Consider the following 19,972-nt stretch of genomic DNA (forward strand, 5'->3'; position numbering starts at 1 on the left):
CGGCGCTGGCAGGGGTTGAACGGGCGATTTTAACAGGCCGCATTGGCGCAAAGTCCGTATTCGGGCAACAATTCCCCCCGGATACGTCGAGCCAATGGATGTCCTGATGCGCCGCAGCCTTATTCTCACCCTGCTCCTCGCGCTGTGCCTGCCGGTGGCCACGATGGCCCAGAGCGGCCTTCGCACCGAGGGAGATGTCGCCACCGCCAGTGGTGCCTACGAGGCAGAAGTGCCCGTCAACAGCCAGGCCGAGGCTGACCGCAACGGTGGCCTGGCCCGTGCCCTGGGCGTGGTGCTGGGCAAGCTGTCCGGCGACCGCGGCGTAATGGCGCGCCCCGGTGTGGCGCAGGCCCTGCGCAATGCCAAGGATTACGTGGCCAGCTACGACTTCAAGCAGGACCAGAGCGTGGGCGCCAGTGGCGCACCCAGCTACCGGACCCTGCTGGTGGCCCGATTCCGCGAAGATGACGTCGATGCGCTGGTGTCGGCCCTGGGCCTGCCGCTGTGGCCGCAGCCGCGGCCGAAGCCGGTGGTCTGGCTGGCCGTGGACGACGGCAGCGGCCCGCGCCTGGTCAGCGTGCAGCAGGCCAATGCGGCCCGCCCGTTGCTGAACCGTGCCATCGAGCGCGGCTACAAGCTGGGCCTGCCCAGCGGCGGTGCGGCCGAACAGGCCCTCGCCGGCGCCATCTGGCGCCAGGACAGTGCCGCGGTGGCCCGCGCTTCCGCCCGTTACTCGCCGCCGATGCAGCTGATCGGCAAGCTCTACCGCGCCGACGGTGGCTGGCAGGCGGACTGGGTGTTCGTCGACAACGGCCGCGAACTGAACAAGTGGACCAGCAAGGACGCCAACGCCATGCGCGCGATGGCCGCCGGTGCCGATGGCGCCGCCGACGCCCTGGTCAAGCGCTACGCCAAGGCCGGCGCGGCGACCGGTGCAGCGGGTATCTACCGCGTGGTGGTGACCGGCATCAACAGCACCGATGAGTACCTGCGCCTGGCCGCGGGCCTGCGCGAGGTGCCGGTGGTGCGCAACGTCACCCCGCTGCGGGCGTCGGGCGACCGCCTGGAACTGAACCTGGAAATGACCACCGGCCTGGCCGGCTTCAACCGGATGCTGGGTGACAACGGCGTACTGGTGCCGTCGGCGCCCCTGCCGGCCCTGCCGGCGCCGATCGATGACACGACCGGCGCTCCGCAGCCGGCTCCGGTCAGCAACGAGTACCGACTGCGATGATCCAATCCCCGGAAGCGGAAATCGCGCAGTTCCTGCGACGGCTGAAATACGTGGCCGTCGCCCTGCTGATCGGCTGGGTGGTGTGGCTGCTGGCGCCCATCCTGACCCCGTTCGTGCTGGCCCTGGCGCTGGCCTGGCTGGGCGACCCGCTGGTCGACCGCATCGAAGCCACCGGGCGTTCCCGCAATACCGGCGTGGTGCTGGTGTTCGTGGCCATGGTGCTGGTCGTCACCGCGCTGCTGCTGGTGCTGGTGCCGATGATCGAGCGCCAGATCACCACGTTGATGGCCGCGGTGCCGCAGGCCCAGGCGTGGCTGATGCAGACCGGTATTCCCTGGTTCGAGCAGAAAACCGGCCTGGAAGTGATGCAGTGGATGGACTCGGACCGGTTGATCGAGTGGGTGCGCAGCCACTGGCAGCAGGCCGGCGGCTTCGCCACCACCTTCATGGGCTATGTCTCGCGTTCGGGCTTCACGGTGGTGACCTGGATGGTCAACCTGGCCCTGCTGCCGATCCTGGCGTTCTACTTCCTGCGTGACTGGGACAAGCTGGTCGAGCGGGTGGCCTCGGTGATCCCGCGCAACCACATCGGCACGATCAGCAATCTGGCCCGCGAATCCAACGATGTGCTGGGTGCGTTCATCCGCGGCCAGTTCCTGGTGATGGTGGCGCTGGGCGTGATCTACGCGGCCGGTCTGTCGCTGGTCGGCCTGAAGCTGGGCCTGTTGATCGGCCTGGTGGCCGGCCTGATCAGTTTCATCCCCTACCTGGGCGCGACCACCGGCATCGTGATGGCCGTGGTGGCGGCACTGGTGCAGGCACAGGGCATCGACCTGAAGCTGCTGCTCCTGGTCGGTGTGGTGTTCACGGTGGGGCAGCTGCTGGAAAGCTACGTGCTGACCCCGCGCATCGTCGGCGACAAGATCGGTCTGCACCCGGTGGCGGTGATCTTCGCGGTGATGGCCGGTGGCCAGCTGTTCGGTTTCCTGGGCATGCTGCTGGCGCTGCCAGTGGCGGCGGTCAGCAACGTGCTGCTGCGCTATGCGCACCAGCGCTACCGCCAGAGCGAGCTGTATGTCGGCGAGAAGCCGGCGATCGTGCTTGATGGCGTGATCGACGCACCCCATATCATCCTCGACCCCTACGAGAACGGCCCGGACCCGAAGTGATTGGTGTGCCGCAACTTCCGCTGGCCCTGCATTACCCGCGGGACCAGCGCCTGGAGACCTTCATCGGCGCGCCGGACGGCGCGCTGGCGCAGCTGCGTGCGATCGCGGTGGGCGCCAGCCACGATTGGGTCTACCTGGAAGGCGCGGCGGGCACGGGCAAGACCCACCAGGCGTTGGCGATGTGTTCCAGCGCCCAGCAGGCGGGTCGCCTGCCGACGTATGTGCCGCTGGCGGGCGCGGTCGGCCGGGTGGCAGCGGCACTGGACGGGCTGGAGCAGCGCGAGCTGGTGGCGCTGGATGGTCTGGATGCAGTGGCGGGCCACCGCGACGACGAGATTGCGTTGTTCGACTTCCACAACCGCGCGCGCGCGGCGGGGGTGACGGTGCTGTACACGGCGCAGCACGCGCCGGGCGAACTGGGGCTGGTGCTGCCGGACCTGCGTTCGCGGCTGGGCCAGTGCGTGCGGGTGCTGCTGCAGCCGCTGGACGAGGAAGGCCGCGCGGCGGTACTGCGCGAGCGCGCGCTGCGGCGCGGGCTGGCGATCGACGAGGCGGCCATCGAGTGGCTGCTGTCGCACACCGGGCGCGAGCTGGGTGGGTTGATCACGCTGCTGGACTGGCTGGACCGCGAGTCGCTGGCAGCCAAGCGGCGGATCACGGTGCCGTTCCTGCGGCAGGTACTGGAAGAAGGCCGCCCTCGCTACTGAGGGTAGGGTTTTCTTTGCAGGGCTGCTGCCCTGCACCCGCGGTCCTGCCGGCCGCTGGCCGGCAACGTCAACGTCAACGTCAAATGCTGGCTTCCTGGGGGGAGGCGGGGCGGCTCAGGTTGCGGGGGACGGCGCAAGTACGTCCCTGTAGCCTCGGTCGCGCCATCCATGGCGCTCACGCCCCCGCAACCTGAGCCACCCCGCCTTCGACAGGTTCCCGCGATCTGTCGGAACGGCACGGGGTAACGGCACGGGGTCGGATCCCGTTGCTGCGCAACGGGCTCTGACCCCATTTTGTATGTCGATATCTGACGGATTTCATCCACGCATGGCGTGGATCTACTGGCCCCCGATCAACTGTCGAAAGCGGGGCACTGTGGGTTTGCGGGGTGTGAGCGGCGTGGATGTCGCGGACATGGACGTGTCTTGCTTGTGGTGGGTGTCGACCGTTGGTCGACACAGACGAGCAAGCGCAGCGAAGCGACCCGCTTCTGCTTTTCTTTTTCTTTTCCGTGGCTGGATGCCCACGGAAATTGTCCGAGGCCGGGCGGATGGGTTGCGCAGGGGCGCAGGCGCCATGGATGGCGCCTACGAGCTTACAAGGGTGAGGGCGCTTTGCTTGCGAAGCACTGCTTCGCGAGCGACCGAACGCACAGCCGCCAGCGGCTGGGCCGGGCCCCGGAGGGGGACTTGCAGCGTCCCCTGCGCAATCCATCCGCCCGGCCAGACGTCAGTGATCCCAACGCATCACGCATCCAGCCACGAGGGGCTCAGCCGTTCGCCGCAAGCTCCGCGTCAAGCGCGCGCAGCCGATCCACCGTCCCGACGTCGGTCCAGCGCCCGCGATGGTGCTGCCCCGTGATCAATCCCTGCGCCATGAAATGCTTCTGCAGCGGCACCACCGAGAACCTCGGCGGCTGCCGTTCGCTGCCCGGCGCATCGCCGATCACCGCGCGCCAGTCCGCCACGATCGACGGCCGGTACATGCCGATGCCGGCGTAGGTCAGGCACGGTCCTGCGCGGTCGTGGTGCAGCAGGCCCTGCGCATCCAGACGGTAATCGCCGTCGAGATGCTGCAGCGGGTTGTCCACCATCACCAGGTGCGCCTGGCCCTGCGGTTCGGCGGGCAGGGTGGCGAAGTCGAAGTCGGTCCAGATATCGCCGTTCACCACCAGAAACGGCGCATCGCCCAGCTGCGGCAGCGCGTTGAGGATGCCGCCGCCGGTTTCCAGCGGGGTCGCGCCTTCGTGCACGAAGTGCAGCTGCAGCCCCCACTGGCGGCCATCGCCCAGCATGGCCGGGAACTGCTCGGCCAGCCACGCGGTATTGACCACCACCTCGCGCACGCCCAGTGCGGCCAGGCGCTGCAGATGCCAGACGATCAGCGGTGTGCCGGCCACGGCCAGCAGCGGCTTGGGGGTGTGCAGGGTCAGCGGGCGCATGCGCTCGCCCAGGCCGGCGGCGAAGATCAACGCTTTCATCAGCGCACCACGCGCAGCGGGGCGGCCAGCTCGGCCAGAGCCGGCTTGATGCGGTTGTCCAGAAGCGCCTGCAGCGCTGCCAGCTCGGGGTAACGCGGCAGCACTTCGTCCAGGTAGCCGATGAAGCGCGGCACATCGTCCAGATAGTGGCCCTTGTTGTCGCGGTAACGCAGGCGGCTGAAGATGCCCAGGCACTTCAGGTGGCGCTGGATGCCCATCCAATCGGCATCCCGCAGGAAGGTGGCGCGGTCGGGCACCGGCAGGCCGGCCTCCTGCGCGCGCTGGTGGTAGTGCGCCAGCCAGGCATCCACGCGCGGCAGCGGCCAGCTCAGGAACGCGTCCTTGAACAGGCTCACCGCGTCGTAGGCGATCGGGCCACGCACCAGGTCCTGGAAATCGAGGATGGCCGGGCCGTCGTCGACCGGCATCAGGTTGCGCGGCATGTAGTCGCGATGGGTCATCAGCTGGGCCTGGCACAGCGCGTTGTCCATCAGCAGCCTCTGCGCCTGCTGCAGGCTTTCAGCCTCGGCCCCGTCCAGGGTGATGCCCAGGTGGCGCTGCAGGAACCATTCGTCGAACAGGCCGGCATCACGCTGCAGCAGGGCTTCGCCGAAGCAGCCGAAATCATCGGGCACGGCAATGGCCTGCAACCGCAGCAGCTGGTCGATGGAACGCGCGAACCAGGCATCGGCGTTGCGTTCATCCAGTATTTTGGCCAGGGTCGGGCCGCCGAGGTCTTCCAGCAGCAGGAAGCCGGCATCCAGATCCTGCGCCAGCAGCGCCGGTACGCGCAGGCCATGGTCATGCAGCAGGCCGCGCATGCGCAGCCATGGCCGCGGATCCTCCAGGCCGGGCGGGGCATCCATCACGATGTGGCTGCCGCTGCGGCTGGTGGTGCGCCAGTAGCTGCGCAGGCCGGCATCGACCGAGGCGCGCTCGACCACGGCGGTGGCATCGTCCAGTTGGATGCGGGCCCACTGCAGGCGCTGCGCGCTGCGCTGGGGGTCGGAGGCGGGGTCGGTCATGCAGGGGGTTCCGGGCGCGACCGGCGCGCCAAGCTCAGAGAAAAGAAGAGGGGAGCGAGGTCAGCGGCGTGGGGTGAACAGCCGCATCAGCGCCAGCACGGCGACGGCACCCACCACCGCACCCAGGAAACCGGCCGGTTCGCCGGGGGCGTACCAGCCCATGTACTGGCCGAACCAACCGGCCACCAGCGCACCGACGATGCCCAGCACGATGGTCAGCAGGCAGCCCATGCGGTTGTTGCCGGGCATGAAGAAGCGGCCCAGCAGGCCGACGAAGAAGCCGACCAGCAGGATGTACAGCCAGCTGCTGCTGCCGAACAGACCATTCATGCGCGCGGATTCCGCTTGAGTGTGGACGCAGCCTAGCAAGGCCAGGCTGCGTCCGTCACGGGTGCCGGATCAGCAGCAGCCGTGGTCGCCGTGGCGGGTGCCGCTGTCGGCAGCGACCGGCGAACCGCTGGTCTCGCCACGCAGGCTGGCGGCGTAGTGCTCGCTGATGACCTTGGACACGCAGGCCGTGACCTTCTTGCCCATCGGGATGTGCAGGAACTCGTTCGGGCCGTGCGCGTTGGAGTGCGGGCCGAGCACGCCGGTGATCATGAACTGGGCGCCCGGGAACTTCTCACCCAGCATGCCCATGAACGGGATCGAGCCGCCTTCGCCCATGTACATCGCCGGCTTGCCGAAGAAGGCCTGGCTGGCGTCGTCGATGGCCTGGGTCAGCCACGGCGCCATGGCCGGGGCGTTCCAGCCGGTGGAGGCCTTTTCCAGGTCCAGGGTGACCTGTGCGCCGTTCGGCGGGTCGCGCAGCAGCGCTTCCTTCAGCAGCTCGCCGCAGGCCTTGCCATCAGCGGTGGGCGGCAGGCGCAGCGACAGCTTCACCGAGGTCTGCGGGCGCAGCACGTTGCCGGCCGATTCCAGCGGCGGCATGCCGCCCACGCCGGTGACCGACAGCGCCGGGCGCCAGGTGCGGTTGAGCACCAGCTCGGTCAGGTCCTCGTTCATCGGGCGCAGGCCGTCGACCATCGGGAATTTCTCGAAGATCTCGGTGTCGACCACTTCAGCGGCACGCTTGGCCTGGGCCTGGCGTTCGGCCGGGATTTCGACGTTCATGCCTTCGATCAGGATGCGGCCGGTGTCCTGGTCCTCGATGCGTGACAGGATCTGGCGCAGCAGGCGGAAGCTGGACGGGATCACGCCGGAGGCATCGCCGGAATGCACGCCTTCGTTGAGCACCTTGACGGTGAAGTTGCCACCGGTCAGGCCGCGCAGCGAGGTGGTGCACCACAGCTGGTCGTAGTTGGCGCAGCCCGAGTCCAGGCAGACCACCAGCGACGGCTTGCCGATGCGGTCGGCCAGATGGTCGACGTAGGCGGGCAGGTCGTAGCTGCCCGATTCCTCACAGGCTTCGATGAGGACCACGCAGCGGGCGTGCGGCAGGCCCTGGGCCTGCAGCGCCAGCACGGCGGCCAGCGAGCCGAAGATGGCGTAACCGTCATCGGCGCCGCCACGGCCGTACAGCTTGTCGCCGCGCAGCACCGGGGTCCACGGGCCCAGATCATCGTCCCAGCCGGTCATTTCCGGCTGCTTGTCCAGGTGCCCGTAGAGCAGAATGGTGTCGTCGCCGGTTTCGCTGCCGGTGGCCGGAATTTCCAGGAAAATCAGCGGGGTGCGGCCTTCCAGGCGCACCACCTCGACCTTCAGGCCGGGCAGCTGCTGGGCCTTGGCCCAGTTTTCCATCAGGGTGACCGCCTGTTCCATGTAGCCGTTCTGCACCCAGTTGGCGTCGAACATGGGCGACTTGTTGGGGATGCGGATGTAGTCGACCAACTGCGGGACGATCTCGCTGTCCCACTTGTCATTGACGAATTGGCCGAGCTTGGCGCTGTCCATCTGAAACTCCGGTTGCATGGGCATGTGATACGGCCATTCTACGCCTGTGGCGGGGGTAGGGTTTTTCCTACAACACGTCGGGTATTTGGCTGGCTTTTAGAAATCCCGGGAACCGATAGTCTGTACGCATGTGGTGACGGACACTGTTTCGACCGACGGGATTGCCGGTCGGGACGGCCAGAACCACAAGGAGTTACACGTCGTGCCTTGGTCAGTCGTGTTCAGGGCGTTGGTGCTGGGGATGTGGATGGTGGGGGCGCAAGCCGCTGAGCCGATCGACATCAACCGGGCTGATGCCCAGGCGCTGCAGCAGGGATTGACGATGGTCGGGGCCGTAAAGGCAGCGGCAATCGTCGAGCACCGGCGCAGACACGGCCCGTTTCATCGCGTCGAGGACCTGACGCAGGTGAGGGGCATAGGGACAGCCATCGTCGAACGGAATCGACAGCGGATCACCGTCGGCAACACGATGTTGCCAGCGGATCCGGTACCCGGATCGGTACCGGTGCGCTCCGTACCCAGGCGTTGACAGCAGGATCGTCGGGACCGGCAGGACGCTGGTTCACCGGACACGGACAGGAAGGCCGTGCCCACCGACCGTCGCAGGGATGCGGCAACAATCACCAGGATGGTGGCATCACAGACCTGTGGAAGGGGCTGAGATATAAACAGGACGAACGCGGCCGCGTGCAGGATGCAACGCCGCCCCCACAGCGCAGGATGCGAGGGGGTGGCAGCAGGCCGACAAGGACGTAACGAGTGCCCGGTACGACACATGGCTGTGTCGCCGGGCATTTCTCTTTCTGGCATGGGCACGTTGTCGAACGGGAATGGTGTGGCCCGGCGCCTCACCGCCAATGGTGTAGGTTGAGGGTTCCCCACGGACTGGAACCTGCTGGATGCGCCTGCCCCGTCTTCCCCTGATGCTCGCACTTGCCCTGGCCCTGCCGCTGATGGCCCAGGCTGCGACGCCTGCCACTGCCACTGCCGAGGTGCGTGGCCCGACCGATCTGAAGCCTGGCGAGTACCTGTGGCACCCGGAGGTGTCGCCGGCCGGACCGATCGTGCTGGTGGTCAGCCTGGATGAGCAGCGCGCCTATGTGTACCGCAACGGTATCGCCATCGGCCTGAGCACGATCAGCTCGGGCAAGGCCGGGCATGAGACGCCGACCGGTGTGTTCACCATCCTGCAGAAGGACAAGGACCACAAATCCAATCTCTACAACAGCGCGCCGATGCCGTACATGCAGCGGCTGACCTGGGATGGCATCGCCCTGCACGGCGGCAGCCTGCCCGGGCATCCGGCCTCTCACGGCTGCGTGCGCCTGCCGCAGGCCTTTGCGCAGAAGCTGTTCAGCGAGACCCAGCGCGGCGACACGGTGGTGGTGGCCGATGCCAAGAGCGCGCCGATGACCCTGGCCTACCCGGCGGTGCTGGCGCCGGTAAACGCGCGTGGCCAGACCCTGCCTGAAACGGAAGGGGCCAGCCCGGCCAAGGCCTGGTGGGATGATGCGGCCGCGCCCAGCGGTCAGGTCGGCATTCTGGTCAGCCTGCACGACCAGCGCCTGTACGTGCTGCGCGATGGCGTGATGATCGGTGAATCGCCGCTGCGCGCCGATGCACTGCCGGCGTTCCAGGGCACCACGCTGTTCGTGATGGGGCAGGGCTTCAGCGAAACGCCCAGCCCGCTGGACGCGCAGCAGCGCCTGCACCAGTGGACCGCCTACCCGCTGCTGGGCCAGGACCGGGCGCAGGCCACCCCGGACCTGCTGGCCACGCCATCGCTGCCGATGGCGCTGCCGGCCGATTTCGCCCGCCAGCTGTACCAGGTGCTGGTGCCGGGCACGACCCTGCTGGTGACTTCGCTGCCGGCGGTGCGCCCAAGCGCGGCTGAATCGGGGTTGCAGCCGGTCTTGGAATCGGAGCCGGCCACGCCCACCTCGAAGAAGTCCTGAGTGGATCACGTGTGCCCATGACTGTTTCACGCACGCGCTGGCAGGCGGCCTGCGGCCTGCTCGCGCTTCTTGCCGCTGGCGGCGCCATGGCCGGGTCTCCGCCGGCCGTTGCCAGCACCGATGACCTGACCGCGCTGCTGGCGCGCACGGCACCCAATGCCGACCGCCACGTGCTGAAGCTGGCGGCGACGGCGCTGCGTTGCGCCCTGCAGCGGCCGGAACTGGGCATCAAGGCCGAACGGCTGGGCGTGATCGATTACTCGCGGCCCTCCACCGAACAGCGGCTGTGGGTGTTTGATCTGGCCCGGCAGCGGTTGCTGTTCGAGGAATGGGTGGCGCACGGCCGCAACAGCGGTGGCAACCGCACCGAGCACTTCTCCAACCGCGACGGCAGTTTCATGTCCAGCATCGGGGCATTCACCGCGCAGGAAACCTACATGGGCGGCAATGGTTATTCGCTGCGGCTGGACGGCCTGGAACCGGGCTTCAATGACAAGGCGCGTGATCGGGCCATCGTCATCCACGGTGCGCCCTATGTGAACCCGACCATGGCGCGACTGCAGGGGCGGCTGGGCCGCAGTCTGGGTTGCCCGGCGGTGCGCCTGTCGGTGTCACGGCCGCTGATCGACTCGCTGCGTGGCGGCACGTTGGTGTTTGCCTACTACCCCGATCAGCAATGGCTGCAGCATTCGCAGCTGCTGTCGCCACAGTGTGGTGAAGCAGGCGGCGTCGCTGCCCGGTGATGCGCGGACGTGCGCGGCATGGTGCAATGCACGCATGGACATAGATGCTCTGCTGCGCACCCCGAGCCAGGTGATTTCCCGCCTGGACTACCGCCGCGAACGCTGGCGCAACGGACTGGGCTGGACCCGGGAGATCCTGCGCCTGCCCGCGCAGGGCGATGACTGGGCGCTGCGCCTGTCGGTGGCCGAGATCGAACAGAATGCCGCGTTTTCCGCCTTCCCCGGCGTGGAACGCGAGCTGGTGCTGCTGCAGGGCAACGGCGTTCGCCTGCGGTTCGCCGATGGCCGTGTTGCCGAGGTGCTGCCGCCGCATGGGCGCGTGCGCTTTGCCGGCGAGGACGCGCTGGATGGCGAGCTGGTGGATGGCACCACCCACGATTTCAACCTGATGTGGAAGCGCGGGCAGGTGCAGGCCGAGCTGCTGCATCGGCCGTTGGTGGGGTCGATGTTCTTCTTCTGCGAACCGGGCGTGGCCTGGGCGCTGTACCTGCTGGCCGGGCACGCGGCATTCGGTGCGGACAGCGGGCTGCCGCCGATGCAGGCCGGGGACGCGGCGTGGTTGGCCGCAGGCGCGCGGCAGCGACATGCGTTGCAGGGCGGCGGTGAGTTGTTGGCGATACGGGTGAGTGCGGCGGCGGCGTCCACGCATGACATGGATGCGGTGGTGTAGAGCCGAGCCCGTGCCCGGCTGCGGTTGGGGTCAGAGCCCTTTCCTGCGGAAAGGGATCCGACCCCGATGGTTCGTTCAGTACACGTCGCGCCGGTAGCGGCCGGCCAGCAGCAGCGCTTCCTTGCCGTCGGCGCCGAGCACCTGTTCGATCACCGCATCCACCGCCGGGGCCATGCCCTGCAGGCTGCCGCAGACCAGGATCGTGGCGCCCTCATCCACCCACTGCCGCAGCGTCGCCGCTTCGGCCAGCAGCCGGTCCTGCACATAGCGATGCGCGCCGCCATCGCGGCTGAACACCGCATCCAACCGCGCCAGTGTGCCCTCGGCCTGCATGGCCTGCAGTTCATCGCCGAAATGGAAATCGTGGGCGGCCGAGCGTTCGCCGAACAACAGCCAGGTGCGGTGGCCACCGCTGCGGGCGCGCTCATGCAGGTGCGCGCGCAGGCCGGCGATGCCGGTGCCGTTGCCGATCAGCAGCAGCGGCACGTCGGCTGCCACGCCATGGAAATTCGGGTTGCGGCGCAGGCGCAGCTGCACCGGCTGCTGCAGCACGGCGTGGTCGCACAGCCAGCCACTGCCGATGCCGGGTGTGCCGTCGGCACGCAGCTGGCGGCGCAGCAGCAGCTCCAGTGCGCCGTCGGCCATCACCGACGCAATCGAGTACTCGCGATGGGGCAGCGGCTGCAGCGAATCCAGCAGATCGGGCAGGTTGCCCGGCGCAACGAGGCTGGGCAGGTGCGAGCGCATGACGCGATCCAGCAGCGCATCGCCCTCGTCCAGTCGCAGGTCCGGATCGAAGCCGCGCTCCAGCAGCCACGCGCGGGTGGCGGGCGCTGCATGCTGCGGGCCGATCTCGGCGATGTCGCCGGCCTGCCACTGCGCATCGCTGCCGGGCGGTGGCTGCAGGCGCAGCCAGTACACCGGCCCGCCCAGGCTGCCGGGGTTGAGGTGTTCGCGCTGCAGCAGCGGCCACGGCTGGTACTCGGCCGGGCTCCAGTCGGGCAGTTCGCTGGCGCCACCGCCGATCTGGCCGAGCAGCTGCTGCCAGTGCCGCAGTGCGGCCGGATCAGCGTTGTCGACTTCGATCGCATCGAACATCGGGTGTGCGCCGTGCTGGCGCAGCCAGTCATCGAGCTGGTGGCCGAACGCACAGAAGTGCCCGTAGCTGCGGTCGCCCAATGCGAGTACGCCGAACTGCAGGTGGTCCAGCGAGGGCGAGGTGCTCATCACCCGGCGCAGGAAGGGCAGGGCGTGATCCGGTGGATCGCCTTCGCCGGTGGTACTGGCGATGAACAGGGCGCGCTGGCTCTGTGCCAGCACGCCGGCGTCGACTTCATGCAGGCCACGCACGCGTACCGGCAGGCTGGCGGCGCGTAGAGCCTCAGCGCTGCGTTCGGCCAGCTCGCGGGCAAAGCCGGTCTGGCTGGACCACACCAGCAGCAGCGGAACGACATCGCCATCGGCGGCGTCATCGCGCGGGCGGCCACGCCACCACAGCGCGGTACAGGCCAGCGCATACACCGCCGTGGCCAGCAACGCCCCCTGCCAGTGGCGCGCAGGCGGCGCACCCTGCCACCAGGTTTCGCCCAGATGCAGGCGCAGCAGCGCATAGCCGGCCACGGCCAGCAGCACCATCACGATCAGGTTGCCGAGGAAGGCGCGTGATGGACGGCGGCTCATGCGGCCTGCTCATCCAGCAGGCGCTGGAAGGCGCTGCTGAGATGTTCGTGTGCGCCGTCGAGGGCGCGTTCCAGATAGCGTGCGGCAAGGCCTTCGCGTTCGGCCAGGGCCAGTCCGTTTTCGCGGCCAAGCACTGTCAGCACGGTGGCCCAGGCATCGGCGTGCATCGCATCGTCGGCCACCACGGTGACGGCAGCGGCCACCTGGCGCACGGGCATGCCAGTGCGCGGGTCCAGACTGTGGCTGTAGGCCTGGCCATCGGCCTGGTACTGGTGCCAGCGGTCGCCCGAGGTGGCCACGGCCTTGCCGTCCAGCGCCAGCACGCGCGGCGGCGTGTCCGTGCGCGCGTCTTCTTCCGGGGCGGATTCGACCAGCACGCGCCACGGCTGGCCATCGGGTTTGCGGCCGAACCCGGCCAGTTCGCCGCCCACTTCAACCAATGCAGCGCTGATGCCCTGCGCACGCAGCCACGCGCCCACATGGTCGACACCGAAGCCTTTGGCGATCGCAGAAAGATCGAGTTCCAGGCCGCCCGGTTGCAGCAGGGCGTCATCGCGCCACTGCAGCCGCTGCCAGCCGCAGCGTGCGCGGGTGGCCTGCAGGGTGGCGGTATCAGGCACACGCCGCGGGCCGGCCTGCGCGCCAAAGCCCCACAGTGCGACCAGTGGGCCCACGGTTGGATCGAACGCGCCATCGCTGGCGGCCGCGATGGCCTGCGCAGCGGCCAGCACATGGCGGGTTTCGGTGGGCAGCGTGCACCACTGGCCGGCCGCGGCGCGGTTGTAGCGCCCCAGGTCCGAACCGGCGTCCCAGGTACTCATCTGCGCGACCACCTCATCCAGGCGGGCCTGGATGCCGGCGTGCAGCGGGTGCAGGTCGCGCTGGCGTGGCGCCACCAGCGACACACTCCAGGTGGTGCCCATGGTGGTGCCGCCGAGGCGGGCGATGTCGAGCGGGGAATCGGTCATGGCGGGGCATTGCAAGTGCGCTGCCGGTGTGGCCCGGCAGCGCGGTCTGCGTTACTGCGGCAGCACTTCCAGCGTGGCGACGTAGCTCAGGCGACGCTTGGCGGCCTGCTTCACCGAGGTCTTGGTGTCTTCCGTGCCGGTTTCCAGCCAGTACATGCCGGCTTCCGCCCAGGTCACCTTGATCTCGCCCTTGGCATCGCTGGTCAGCTTCAGCTCGTCCTGCGCGTTGCGGTAGCGGGTGGCGCCACGCACGATCTCGAATTCCAGGCCGGCGGTCGGCTTGCCATCCACCAGCACGCGGAAGGTCGCTTCTTCGCCCGCGAACAGATCGTTCGGATGGCCCACCGCCACCAGTTCGATGCCACGGTTGGTCGGCTTCAGTGCGGTGTCGTTCGGCGCGCCGTTGGTGACGAAGGTTTCCACCCGGCCCACCGACTGGCTTACCTCCAGCTTCTTCGCATCCTTGGGCAGCTCGCCGAAGGTGGCCGCGGTGCCGCGCCAGCGCTTGCGTTCGCCGTTCTGTTCGTAGGTGGCGAACAGGCCGTCATTGACCGAGGCGATGCGGTAGGTGCCCTGCTGCTTCAGCTCGAGGTCGAACACGCTGCGGAACTTGCCGGTGGCCGCATTCTGCGGCTGCACGCTGCTGCCGTCCGGTGCGGTGATGACCAGCGATTCCAGGCGCAGTGGCACGTGGTTGAAATAGAACAGGTCGTTGGAGACCGCACCGTCGACGGTGATCCACGGCGCGTTGCCGGCGATGACGGTCTGCGAGGGCAGCAGCCAGGCCTTGTGGGCTAGGGCCGAGAACGGAAGGGCAGCGGCCAGGGCGGCGGCTAGGACGAGCGTGCGCTTCATGCGGAAGACTCCAGGGACGTTGGGTGGGTGGGGTCAGAGCCCTTCCTGCGGAAGGGATCCGACCCCGGGGTCGGATCCCTTTCCAGCGGAAAGGGCTCTGACCCCGGCTCAGGCAGTTACGGCTTGACGGCGAGGGTGACCTGGCCCAGTTCGGTGGCGCCCTGCGCCTTGCCCGTCTGTGCGGCGGTGGCCGGCCAGGTGAAGGGGATCTTCAGCAGTTCGCGGCCGCCGACTTCGCGCACGGCTTCTACCACCAGGGTGTAGTTGCCCGGGGCCAGCTGCTTCAGTGCCGGCTGCTGGTCGGTGAAGGACAGCGCGTGCTTGCCGGCCGGACGGGTGGGGCCGGTCACGCCGTCCACCGGCACCTGCAGGGTGCGGCCGCTCTTGCGCCACCACTGGCGCAGGTCGGGCAGCCACTTGGTGCCATGGCCCTCGCTGTTGCCGGTCTGCTGGTACCAGACCGACAGGTTGGCAGCCACCTTCTGGTCGGCGCCTTCCAGCCATACGGCCACATACGGGCGGTGGTACTCGGCGACGTTGAGCTTGGGCACTTCGACGTTGATGTCGAGGGTGGCGGCGTAGGCCGGCGAGGTGGCCAGCAGCCCGCTGAGGGCGATGGTGAGGGTGACGCGCATGGGGCGGCTCCGAGGGGAACGGTGAGAGGTCAGTGGATCAGCAGCAGGGCGATCAGCAGCGGGATCATCAGGCCCAGGCCGACCAGCGGCCAGGTCATGCGCCGCTGCCGCGCATGCAGGTGCAGCAGGAACAGGCCGGTGATGCAGAACACCAGGCAGGCCACCGCGAACAGGTCCAGGAACCAGCCCCACGCCGGGCCGGCGTTGCGGCCTTTGTGCAGATCGTTGAGGTAGGACACCACGCCGCGGGAGGTCGATTCGTATTCCACCGCACCGCTTTCGCGGTCGATGCTCAGCCAGGCATCGCCACCGGGGCGCGGCAGCGACAGGTAGATTTCCTCCGGCGACCATTCGGCCGGGCGGCCACCGATGCCGATGTCCAGCTGCGCATCCAGCCATTGCCGCACGGGCAGCGGAATCGGCGCGTTGCCCTCTTCGCGGTCGCCCAGCGTGCCGAGCAGCGTGGCCGGCAGTTCCAGCTGCTGGTTCTGCACCTGTGGCTTGGCTTCGATCTTCGCCGCGTGGTTCAGGGTCAGGCCGGTGGCAGCGAACAGCAGCATGCCGATCAGGCACATCGCCGAGCTGATCCAGTGCCACTGGTGCAGCGTACGCAGCCAGAAGCCACGGCTTTGTTGCTGCTGCACGGCGGACGAGGCAGGACGGCTCACGGTGTGTTTCGGGAAGGGTGAAGACTGGCCATTACAGCATTAATGAGAATGGCTCGCAATTAGATGTCGTTGTGTATCCCGTGCGGGTGACGGGGTGGATCCACGCCGTGCCTGGATGGCGTGGATGGGGCGGATCATGGCAATGCCGGCCAGCGGCCGGCACTACCGTAGGGTGCGGGTAGATCCACGCCGTGCGTGGATGGGGTGGAAGGGCCAGATCAGGGCAATGCCGGCCAGCGGCCGGCACTACCGGAGGGTGCGGGTAGATCCACGCCGTGCGTGGATGGGGTGGAGGGGCCAGATCAGGGCAATGCCGGCCAGCGGCCGGCCCTACCGGAGAGTGCGGGTAGATCCACGCCGTGCGTGGATGGGGTGGATGGGGTGGATCAGGCAATGCCGGCCAGCGGCCGGCACTACCGGTTGCCACGATCAGAAGCGGATGTTCAGGCTGACCCAGACGCTGCGTGCCTTGTCCTTGTTGTTGTAGTCATCCTCGAACAGCACTTCGTTGGTGTCATCGGTGTAGATGCCATCGCCATCCAGATCGGTGAAGTAGGTCTGGTAGGTGGTGAAGTCGCGGTCCAGCAGGTTGTTGATGCGGGCATTGACCGTCAGCCATTCGGTGGCCTCGAACGAGGCGCCCAGGTGCAGCACGGTGTAATCCTTGTAGTAGCGTTCCTCGCCGGTCACGGTGCTGATGCCGCCGTAGCGCTTGGAACGTGCTTCGGCGGTGAGGAACACGTTGAAGCGTTCGCTGGCGCGCCAGTCGAAAGTGGCGTTGGCCATGTGCCGCGCGCTGTTGCCCAGCGGGCGGCCCTTCTCGGCGCCGCTCTTCTGCTCGCTGTCGGTGAAGGTGTAGTTCGCGCGCAGGCTGAACTGGTCGCTGATGTTCCAGCGGCCGGCCACTTCGGCGCCCTGGATCACCACCTCGTCGATATTGACCGTGCGCGTGCTGCTGGCATACCCCAGGTCGGCATACTCACCGGTGGAACTGCACGACAGCGTCAGTGCCGCGCCGCAGGGCTGCGAAGCGATCTTGTCATCGAAGCGGTTGTGGAAGGCGGTGGCGTTGAAGCTGTGCCCGGCCGGGTGCTGCCAGTACACCGCCAGTTCGGTGCTGGTGCTGGTTTCCGGCTTCAGGTCGGGGTTGCCGAACATGGGCGAGGTGCCCTGGCCACCGAAGCCGGTGACGCCGTCGTACAGCTGGGTGGTCTTGGGCGTCTTGAAGCCGGTGCTGATGCCACCCTTCACCGTCCAGGCGTCATTGACGGTGTAGACGCCGTACAGGCGCGGGCTGAGCTGGTCGCCAAACACTTCGTGATCGTCGTAGCGCAGGCCGTAGGTGATGGCCAGCGGTGCCAGCACGGTCCAGGTGTCCTCGGCGAACAGCGAGTACATGTTGTGGTCCTGGGTCAGCCCCGGGGTGCCACGCTCGGTACCGAACACGCCGTCGGTCAGCTCGCCGCGGATGACCTGCGCGCCGACCACGGCTACGTGCTGGCCGGCGGCCTGGAAGGGAATGTCGAGCTTCGCATCCAGCGTGTACTGCGCGCTTTCCAGCGTGCGCGCCGGGCGCGGCAGGAAGGTCGACGCGGCCAGGGCGCGGCGATCGGCCAGCGCCATGCCGGCATACGGGCCGGTGGCATCGATCATCTGCAGCAGGTGTTCGCGTTCGGCCACGGTGAAGGGCATGGTGCGGCCCTCGTTGTTGGTGGCGACGTGCGACAGCGAGACCAGGCTGTTGCCGAAGCCCCAGCGGCCTTCGTGGGTGATGGCCCACGCATCGCGGGTGAATTCCTGGCTGGGGCTGTAGCCCACGCGCGGATCGGCACGGCGCGACCAGGTACCGCCGTTGCTGCGGCAGGCGTTGGCATTGGCGCCACTGGCGCCACGGCAGAAGTTGCTGCTGCGCCAGATGCTGCTGATGCTGTCCACGGTGCCGACCGGGTATTCCTCTTCACCGGCATCGTTGATCTTGATCGCGTTGTCGTACTCCTGGCGCGAGGTGTCGTAATCCAGGGTCAGGCGCTGCGCATCGCTGATGTTCCAGTCCAGGCTGATGCCGCCGGCCTTGTTGGTGTTGTCCACGGTCTTGCCGCCGCCGCCGAAGCCCAGCGAACGGTCGTGCGCCACCCCGCTGGGGTCGAGCACGGGGCTGTACACCGGGTTGGACGCATCGCGGTCGTACCAGCTTGCGCGCGCGGAAAGATTGAGCACATTGGGCACCAGCGGCCCGGTGACATACACATCGGCGGTGCGGTCGTCACCGAACTGGTCATCGGTTTCAAAGGTGCCACCCAGCGTGGCCGATCCGCTCCAGCGGTCCAGCGAGCGCTTGGTGATGATGTTGATGACGCCGCCCATGGCGTCGGCGCCGTACAGGGTGGAGGCCGGGCCGCGGATGACCTCGATGCGTTCGATCGCATCCAGCGGTGGGATGTGGTTGAACTGGTTGCCGCCGAAGTTGTTCGGGTAGATGTCGCCGTGGTTGTTCTGGCGGCGGCCATTGACCAGGATCAGGGTGTAGTCCGAACCCATGCCGCGCATGGAGATGGTGCCCTGGCCGGTCTTGTCGCGGGTTTCGCCGACGTCCACGCCTTCCAGGTCGCGCACCGCATCGAGCAGCGTCATGTAAGGACGCGTGGTCAGTTCTTCCTGGGTGATGACCGAAATGCTGGCCGGGGCATCGGTGATCTTCTGTTCAAAGCCCGATGCGGTGACCACCACCGTATCCAGGGTCTGCGGCGCGGAGGCGCTGTTGGCGAAGGCGGGGCTGGCGAATGCAGCCAGCACGGCGCTGGTCAGCAGGTGGCGGGACAGGGGCGAACGGACACGATGGCGCTGGGCCATGGCAGTAACCTCGACGGATGCAGAAGGGCGCGATGCCGGCGCGGAATGCGCGGCATGCACAGGGAGCCCGGTCAGGGGCGGCAGGGATGTAGACGGGGGTGAAGCAGGCAGCGGCGCGCGGGCGCGACCGCGCGGGCGGTCACGAAGCGCCGGAGATCAGGCCAGCGGGGGCGCCTGGCCGCGTTGCTGGCGACGCCCGGGCGCGTCGGCCCAGGGCGTGTCCGGTGCGGCCAAGGGCCAGTGCGGACGGACCCCGGCGCGGGCCGGGGCGAGGGGAACCAGATCCAGTTCGCTGCGCAGCCACTGGCTGGCCAGCAGCAGGGGCGGCGAGGGTGCTTTTTCGGCGGCCTTGGTCGGCGTGCAGGCACAGCGGCGCAGCTTGGCCGGGGCCTCTTCTTCCACCGGCACTTCACCGCCCCGGCCCTCGAAGGGCGGCTGCCAGGCCTGTGTGGCGGCGTCAGCGTGCCCATGCGGCAGCAGCGGCAGGGTGCCGAGCAGCAACGCCAGCATCGCCACCCACGCCAACAGGCTGGCCAGTGCAGGGCGATGACCGCGCATGGCGGTACCGAACTGCACGAGGCGAAGCGGGCGAGGGCGGAACGGGCGACGCAAAGCGGGCTACCCCTGGGCTACGCCGGACCATCCGGCGTCAACGGGGCGTGATTGTAATGAGAGCTGTTAGCAGTTGCAAATGAGAACGATTGTCAAAACTGCGTCGTGGCTCGACGCCGCGCTCAGACTTCGCTCCAGCGCCGCAGCAGGTTGTGGTACACGCCGGTCAGCTGCAGCACCGCGCCTGCATCGCCACCAGTCTGCCGCAGGCGTTCGATGGAGGTGTCCATCTCCCACAGCAGGCGCCGCTGCGTATCGTCGCGGATCATGCTCTGCACCCAGAAGAAGGAGGCTACGCGCGCACCGCGGGTGACCGGGTTGACCTGGTGCAGGCTGCTGGACGGGTACACGATGAGGTCGCCGGCCGGCAGCTTCACTTCGTGCTCGCCGTAGGTATCGCTGATCACCAGTTCGCCACCGTCGTACTCCTCCGGCGCGGACAGGAACAGGGTGCAGGAGATGTCCGAACGCAGCTGTTCGCCATGGCCCAGGTTCATCACCGCGCCATCGACGTGGAAGCCGTAGGTGCCGCCACCGATGTAGCGGTTGAAGCGGGGTGGCAGAATCTTCAGTGGCAGTGCGGCAGCGAAGAACAACGGGCTGCGACCCAGTGCGGCGAGCACGCGCTGCCCGAGTTCGGCCTTCAGCGGCGAGGCATCAGGCAGTTGTTCGTTGTGCTTGACCTGTGCGCCCTGCGCGCCGACGGTCTCGCGGCCATCGGCCCAGTCGGCCGCGTCCAGGCGCTGGCGGACCAGGGCGATCTCTTCAGGCGCCAGCACGTTGGGAATGTGCAGCAGCATGGGCGTTCCTCGGTGATGCGCGGGGGA

Annotated in this window: 19 protein-coding genes; 7 read left to right on the plus strand and 12 right to left on the minus strand. The window is 68.1% G+C overall.

The window, feature by feature from the left end:
• The first annotated feature begins 106 nt into the window (after positions 1-106).
• From C1924_RS05035 to hda, 3 genes are read left to right on the plus strand one after another with little or no spacing between them, the layout of a single operon-like run.
• A complete protein-coding gene (locus tag C1924_RS05035; protein WP_254051213.1) occupies positions 107-1,234 on the plus strand; it encodes a DUF2066 domain-containing protein in 1,128 nt (375 codons plus the stop codon).
• Complete coding sequence (locus tag C1924_RS05040; RefSeq protein ID WP_108764307.1) at positions 1,231-2,403, plus strand: AI-2E family transporter; 1,173 nt, start codon at positions 1,231-1,233, stop codon at positions 2,401-2,403. The genes C1924_RS05035 and C1924_RS05040 overlap by 4 nt, the downstream gene beginning before the upstream one ends.
• Positions 2,403-3,110, plus strand: coding sequence for a DnaA regulatory inactivator Hda (gene hda, locus C1924_RS05045; RefSeq protein ID WP_108766972.1), 708 nt, complete (start codon positions 2,403-2,405; stop codon positions 3,108-3,110). Before C1924_RS05040 ends, hda begins: the two co-directional genes overlap by 1 nt.
• A 770-nt stretch (positions 3,111-3,880) precedes the next feature.
• Here hda and murU read toward each other — a convergent pair.
• The 4 genes from murU to C1924_RS05070 all read right to left on the minus strand — a co-directional run bounded on the left by murU (position 3,881) and on the right by C1924_RS05070 (position 7,509).
• A complete protein-coding gene (murU, locus tag C1924_RS05055) occupies positions 3,881-4,591 on the minus strand; it encodes an N-acetylmuramate alpha-1-phosphate uridylyltransferase MurU (RefSeq protein ID WP_108764308.1) in 711 nt (236 codons plus the stop codon).
• A complete protein-coding gene (locus C1924_RS05060; protein WP_108764309.1) occupies positions 4,591-5,616 on the minus strand; it encodes a phosphotransferase in 1,026 nt (341 codons plus the stop codon). Before C1924_RS05060 ends, murU begins: the two co-directional genes overlap by 1 nt.
• Before the next feature lie 60 nt (positions 5,617-5,676).
• Positions 5,677-5,946 (minus strand): GlsB/YeaQ/YmgE family stress response membrane protein, encoded by a 270-nt coding sequence (locus C1924_RS05065; protein WP_108764310.1) that lies wholly within the window; start codon positions 5,944-5,946, stop codon positions 5,677-5,679.
• 69 nt (positions 5,947-6,015) lie between these two features.
• A complete protein-coding gene (locus C1924_RS05070) occupies positions 6,016-7,509 on the minus strand; it encodes a M20 family metallopeptidase (protein WP_108764311.1) in 1,494 nt (497 codons plus the stop codon).
• A gap of 133 nt (positions 7,510-7,642) precedes the next feature.
• Between C1924_RS05070 and C1924_RS05075 the strand changes: the two genes are divergently transcribed.
• The 4 genes from C1924_RS05075 (at position 7,643) to C1924_RS05090 (ending at position 10,877) form a co-directional block, all read left to right on the plus strand.
• Complete coding sequence (locus C1924_RS05075; protein WP_254051214.1) at positions 7,643-8,038, plus strand: helix-hairpin-helix domain-containing protein; 396 nt, start codon at positions 7,643-7,645, stop codon at positions 8,036-8,038.
• Positions 8,039-8,408: 370 nt separating this feature from the next.
• Complete coding sequence (locus tag C1924_RS05080; RefSeq protein WP_108764313.1) at positions 8,409-9,464, plus strand: L,D-transpeptidase; 1,056 nt, start codon at positions 8,409-8,411, stop codon at positions 9,462-9,464.
• A gap of 86 nt (positions 9,465-9,550) precedes the next feature.
• The gene (locus C1924_RS05085; RefSeq protein ID WP_254051260.1) at positions 9,551-10,207 is read left to right on the plus strand and encodes a murein L,D-transpeptidase catalytic domain family protein; all 657 of its coding nucleotides are present in this window, start codon (positions 9,551-9,553) and stop codon (positions 10,205-10,207) included.
• 34 nt (positions 10,208-10,241) lie between these two features.
• The gene (locus C1924_RS05090; RefSeq protein WP_108764315.1) at positions 10,242-10,877 is read left to right on the plus strand and encodes a HutD family protein; all 636 of its coding nucleotides are present in this window, start codon (positions 10,242-10,244) and stop codon (positions 10,875-10,877) included.
• Positions 10,878-10,952: 75 nt separating this feature from the next.
• Here the strand turns inward: C1924_RS05090 and C1924_RS05095 are convergent, their stop codons facing one another.
• The 8 genes from C1924_RS05095 to C1924_RS05130 form a co-directional block, all read right to left on the minus strand.
• Positions 10,953-12,557, minus strand: a complete 1,605-nt coding sequence (locus C1924_RS05095; RefSeq protein ID WP_108764316.1) for a sulfite reductase subunit alpha — start codon at positions 12,555-12,557, stop codon at positions 10,953-10,955.
• A complete protein-coding gene (locus C1924_RS05100) occupies positions 12,554-13,525 on the minus strand; it encodes an FAD:protein FMN transferase (protein WP_108764317.1) in 972 nt (323 codons plus the stop codon). Before C1924_RS05100 ends, C1924_RS05095 begins: the two co-directional genes overlap by 4 nt.
• A gap of 51 nt (positions 13,526-13,576) precedes the next feature.
• Positions 13,577-14,380: a DUF4198 domain-containing protein gene (locus C1924_RS05105; RefSeq protein ID WP_108764318.1), complete on the minus strand. Its 804-nt coding sequence runs from the start codon at positions 14,378-14,380 to the stop codon at positions 13,577-13,579.
• A 116-nt stretch (positions 14,381-14,496) separates the two neighbouring features.
• Positions 14,497-15,015: a DUF2271 domain-containing protein gene (locus C1924_RS05110; protein WP_108764319.1), complete on the minus strand. Its 519-nt coding sequence runs from the start codon at positions 15,013-15,015 to the stop codon at positions 14,497-14,499.
• A gap of 29 nt (positions 15,016-15,044) precedes the next feature.
• The gene (locus tag C1924_RS05115) at positions 15,045-15,683 is read right to left on the minus strand and encodes a PepSY-associated TM helix domain-containing protein (protein ID WP_108764320.1); all 639 of its coding nucleotides are present in this window, start codon (positions 15,681-15,683) and stop codon (positions 15,045-15,047) included.
• Positions 15,684-16,112: 429 nt separating this feature from the next.
• Positions 16,113-18,533, minus strand: coding sequence for a TonB-dependent receptor (locus tag C1924_RS05120; protein ID WP_108764321.1), 2,421 nt, complete (start codon positions 18,531-18,533; stop codon positions 16,113-16,115).
• Positions 18,534-18,689: 156 nt separating this feature from the next.
• Entirely contained in the window at positions 18,690-19,091 is a 402-nt protein-coding gene (locus tag C1924_RS05125; RefSeq protein WP_108766973.1) for a hypothetical protein, read from the minus strand.
• A 176-nt stretch (positions 19,092-19,267) separates the two neighbouring features.
• On the minus strand, positions 19,268-19,945 hold the full coding sequence (locus tag C1924_RS05130; protein ID WP_108764322.1) for a Fe2+-dependent dioxygenase: 678 nt from the start codon (positions 19,943-19,945) through the stop codon (positions 19,268-19,270).
• Positions 19,946-19,972 lie beyond the last annotated feature (27 nt).

It is taken from the genome of Stenotrophomonas sp. ESTM1D_MKCIP4_1, from assembly GCF_003086895.1.
GTDB lineage: Bacteria > Pseudomonadota > Gammaproteobacteria > Xanthomonadales > Xanthomonadaceae > Stenotrophomonas.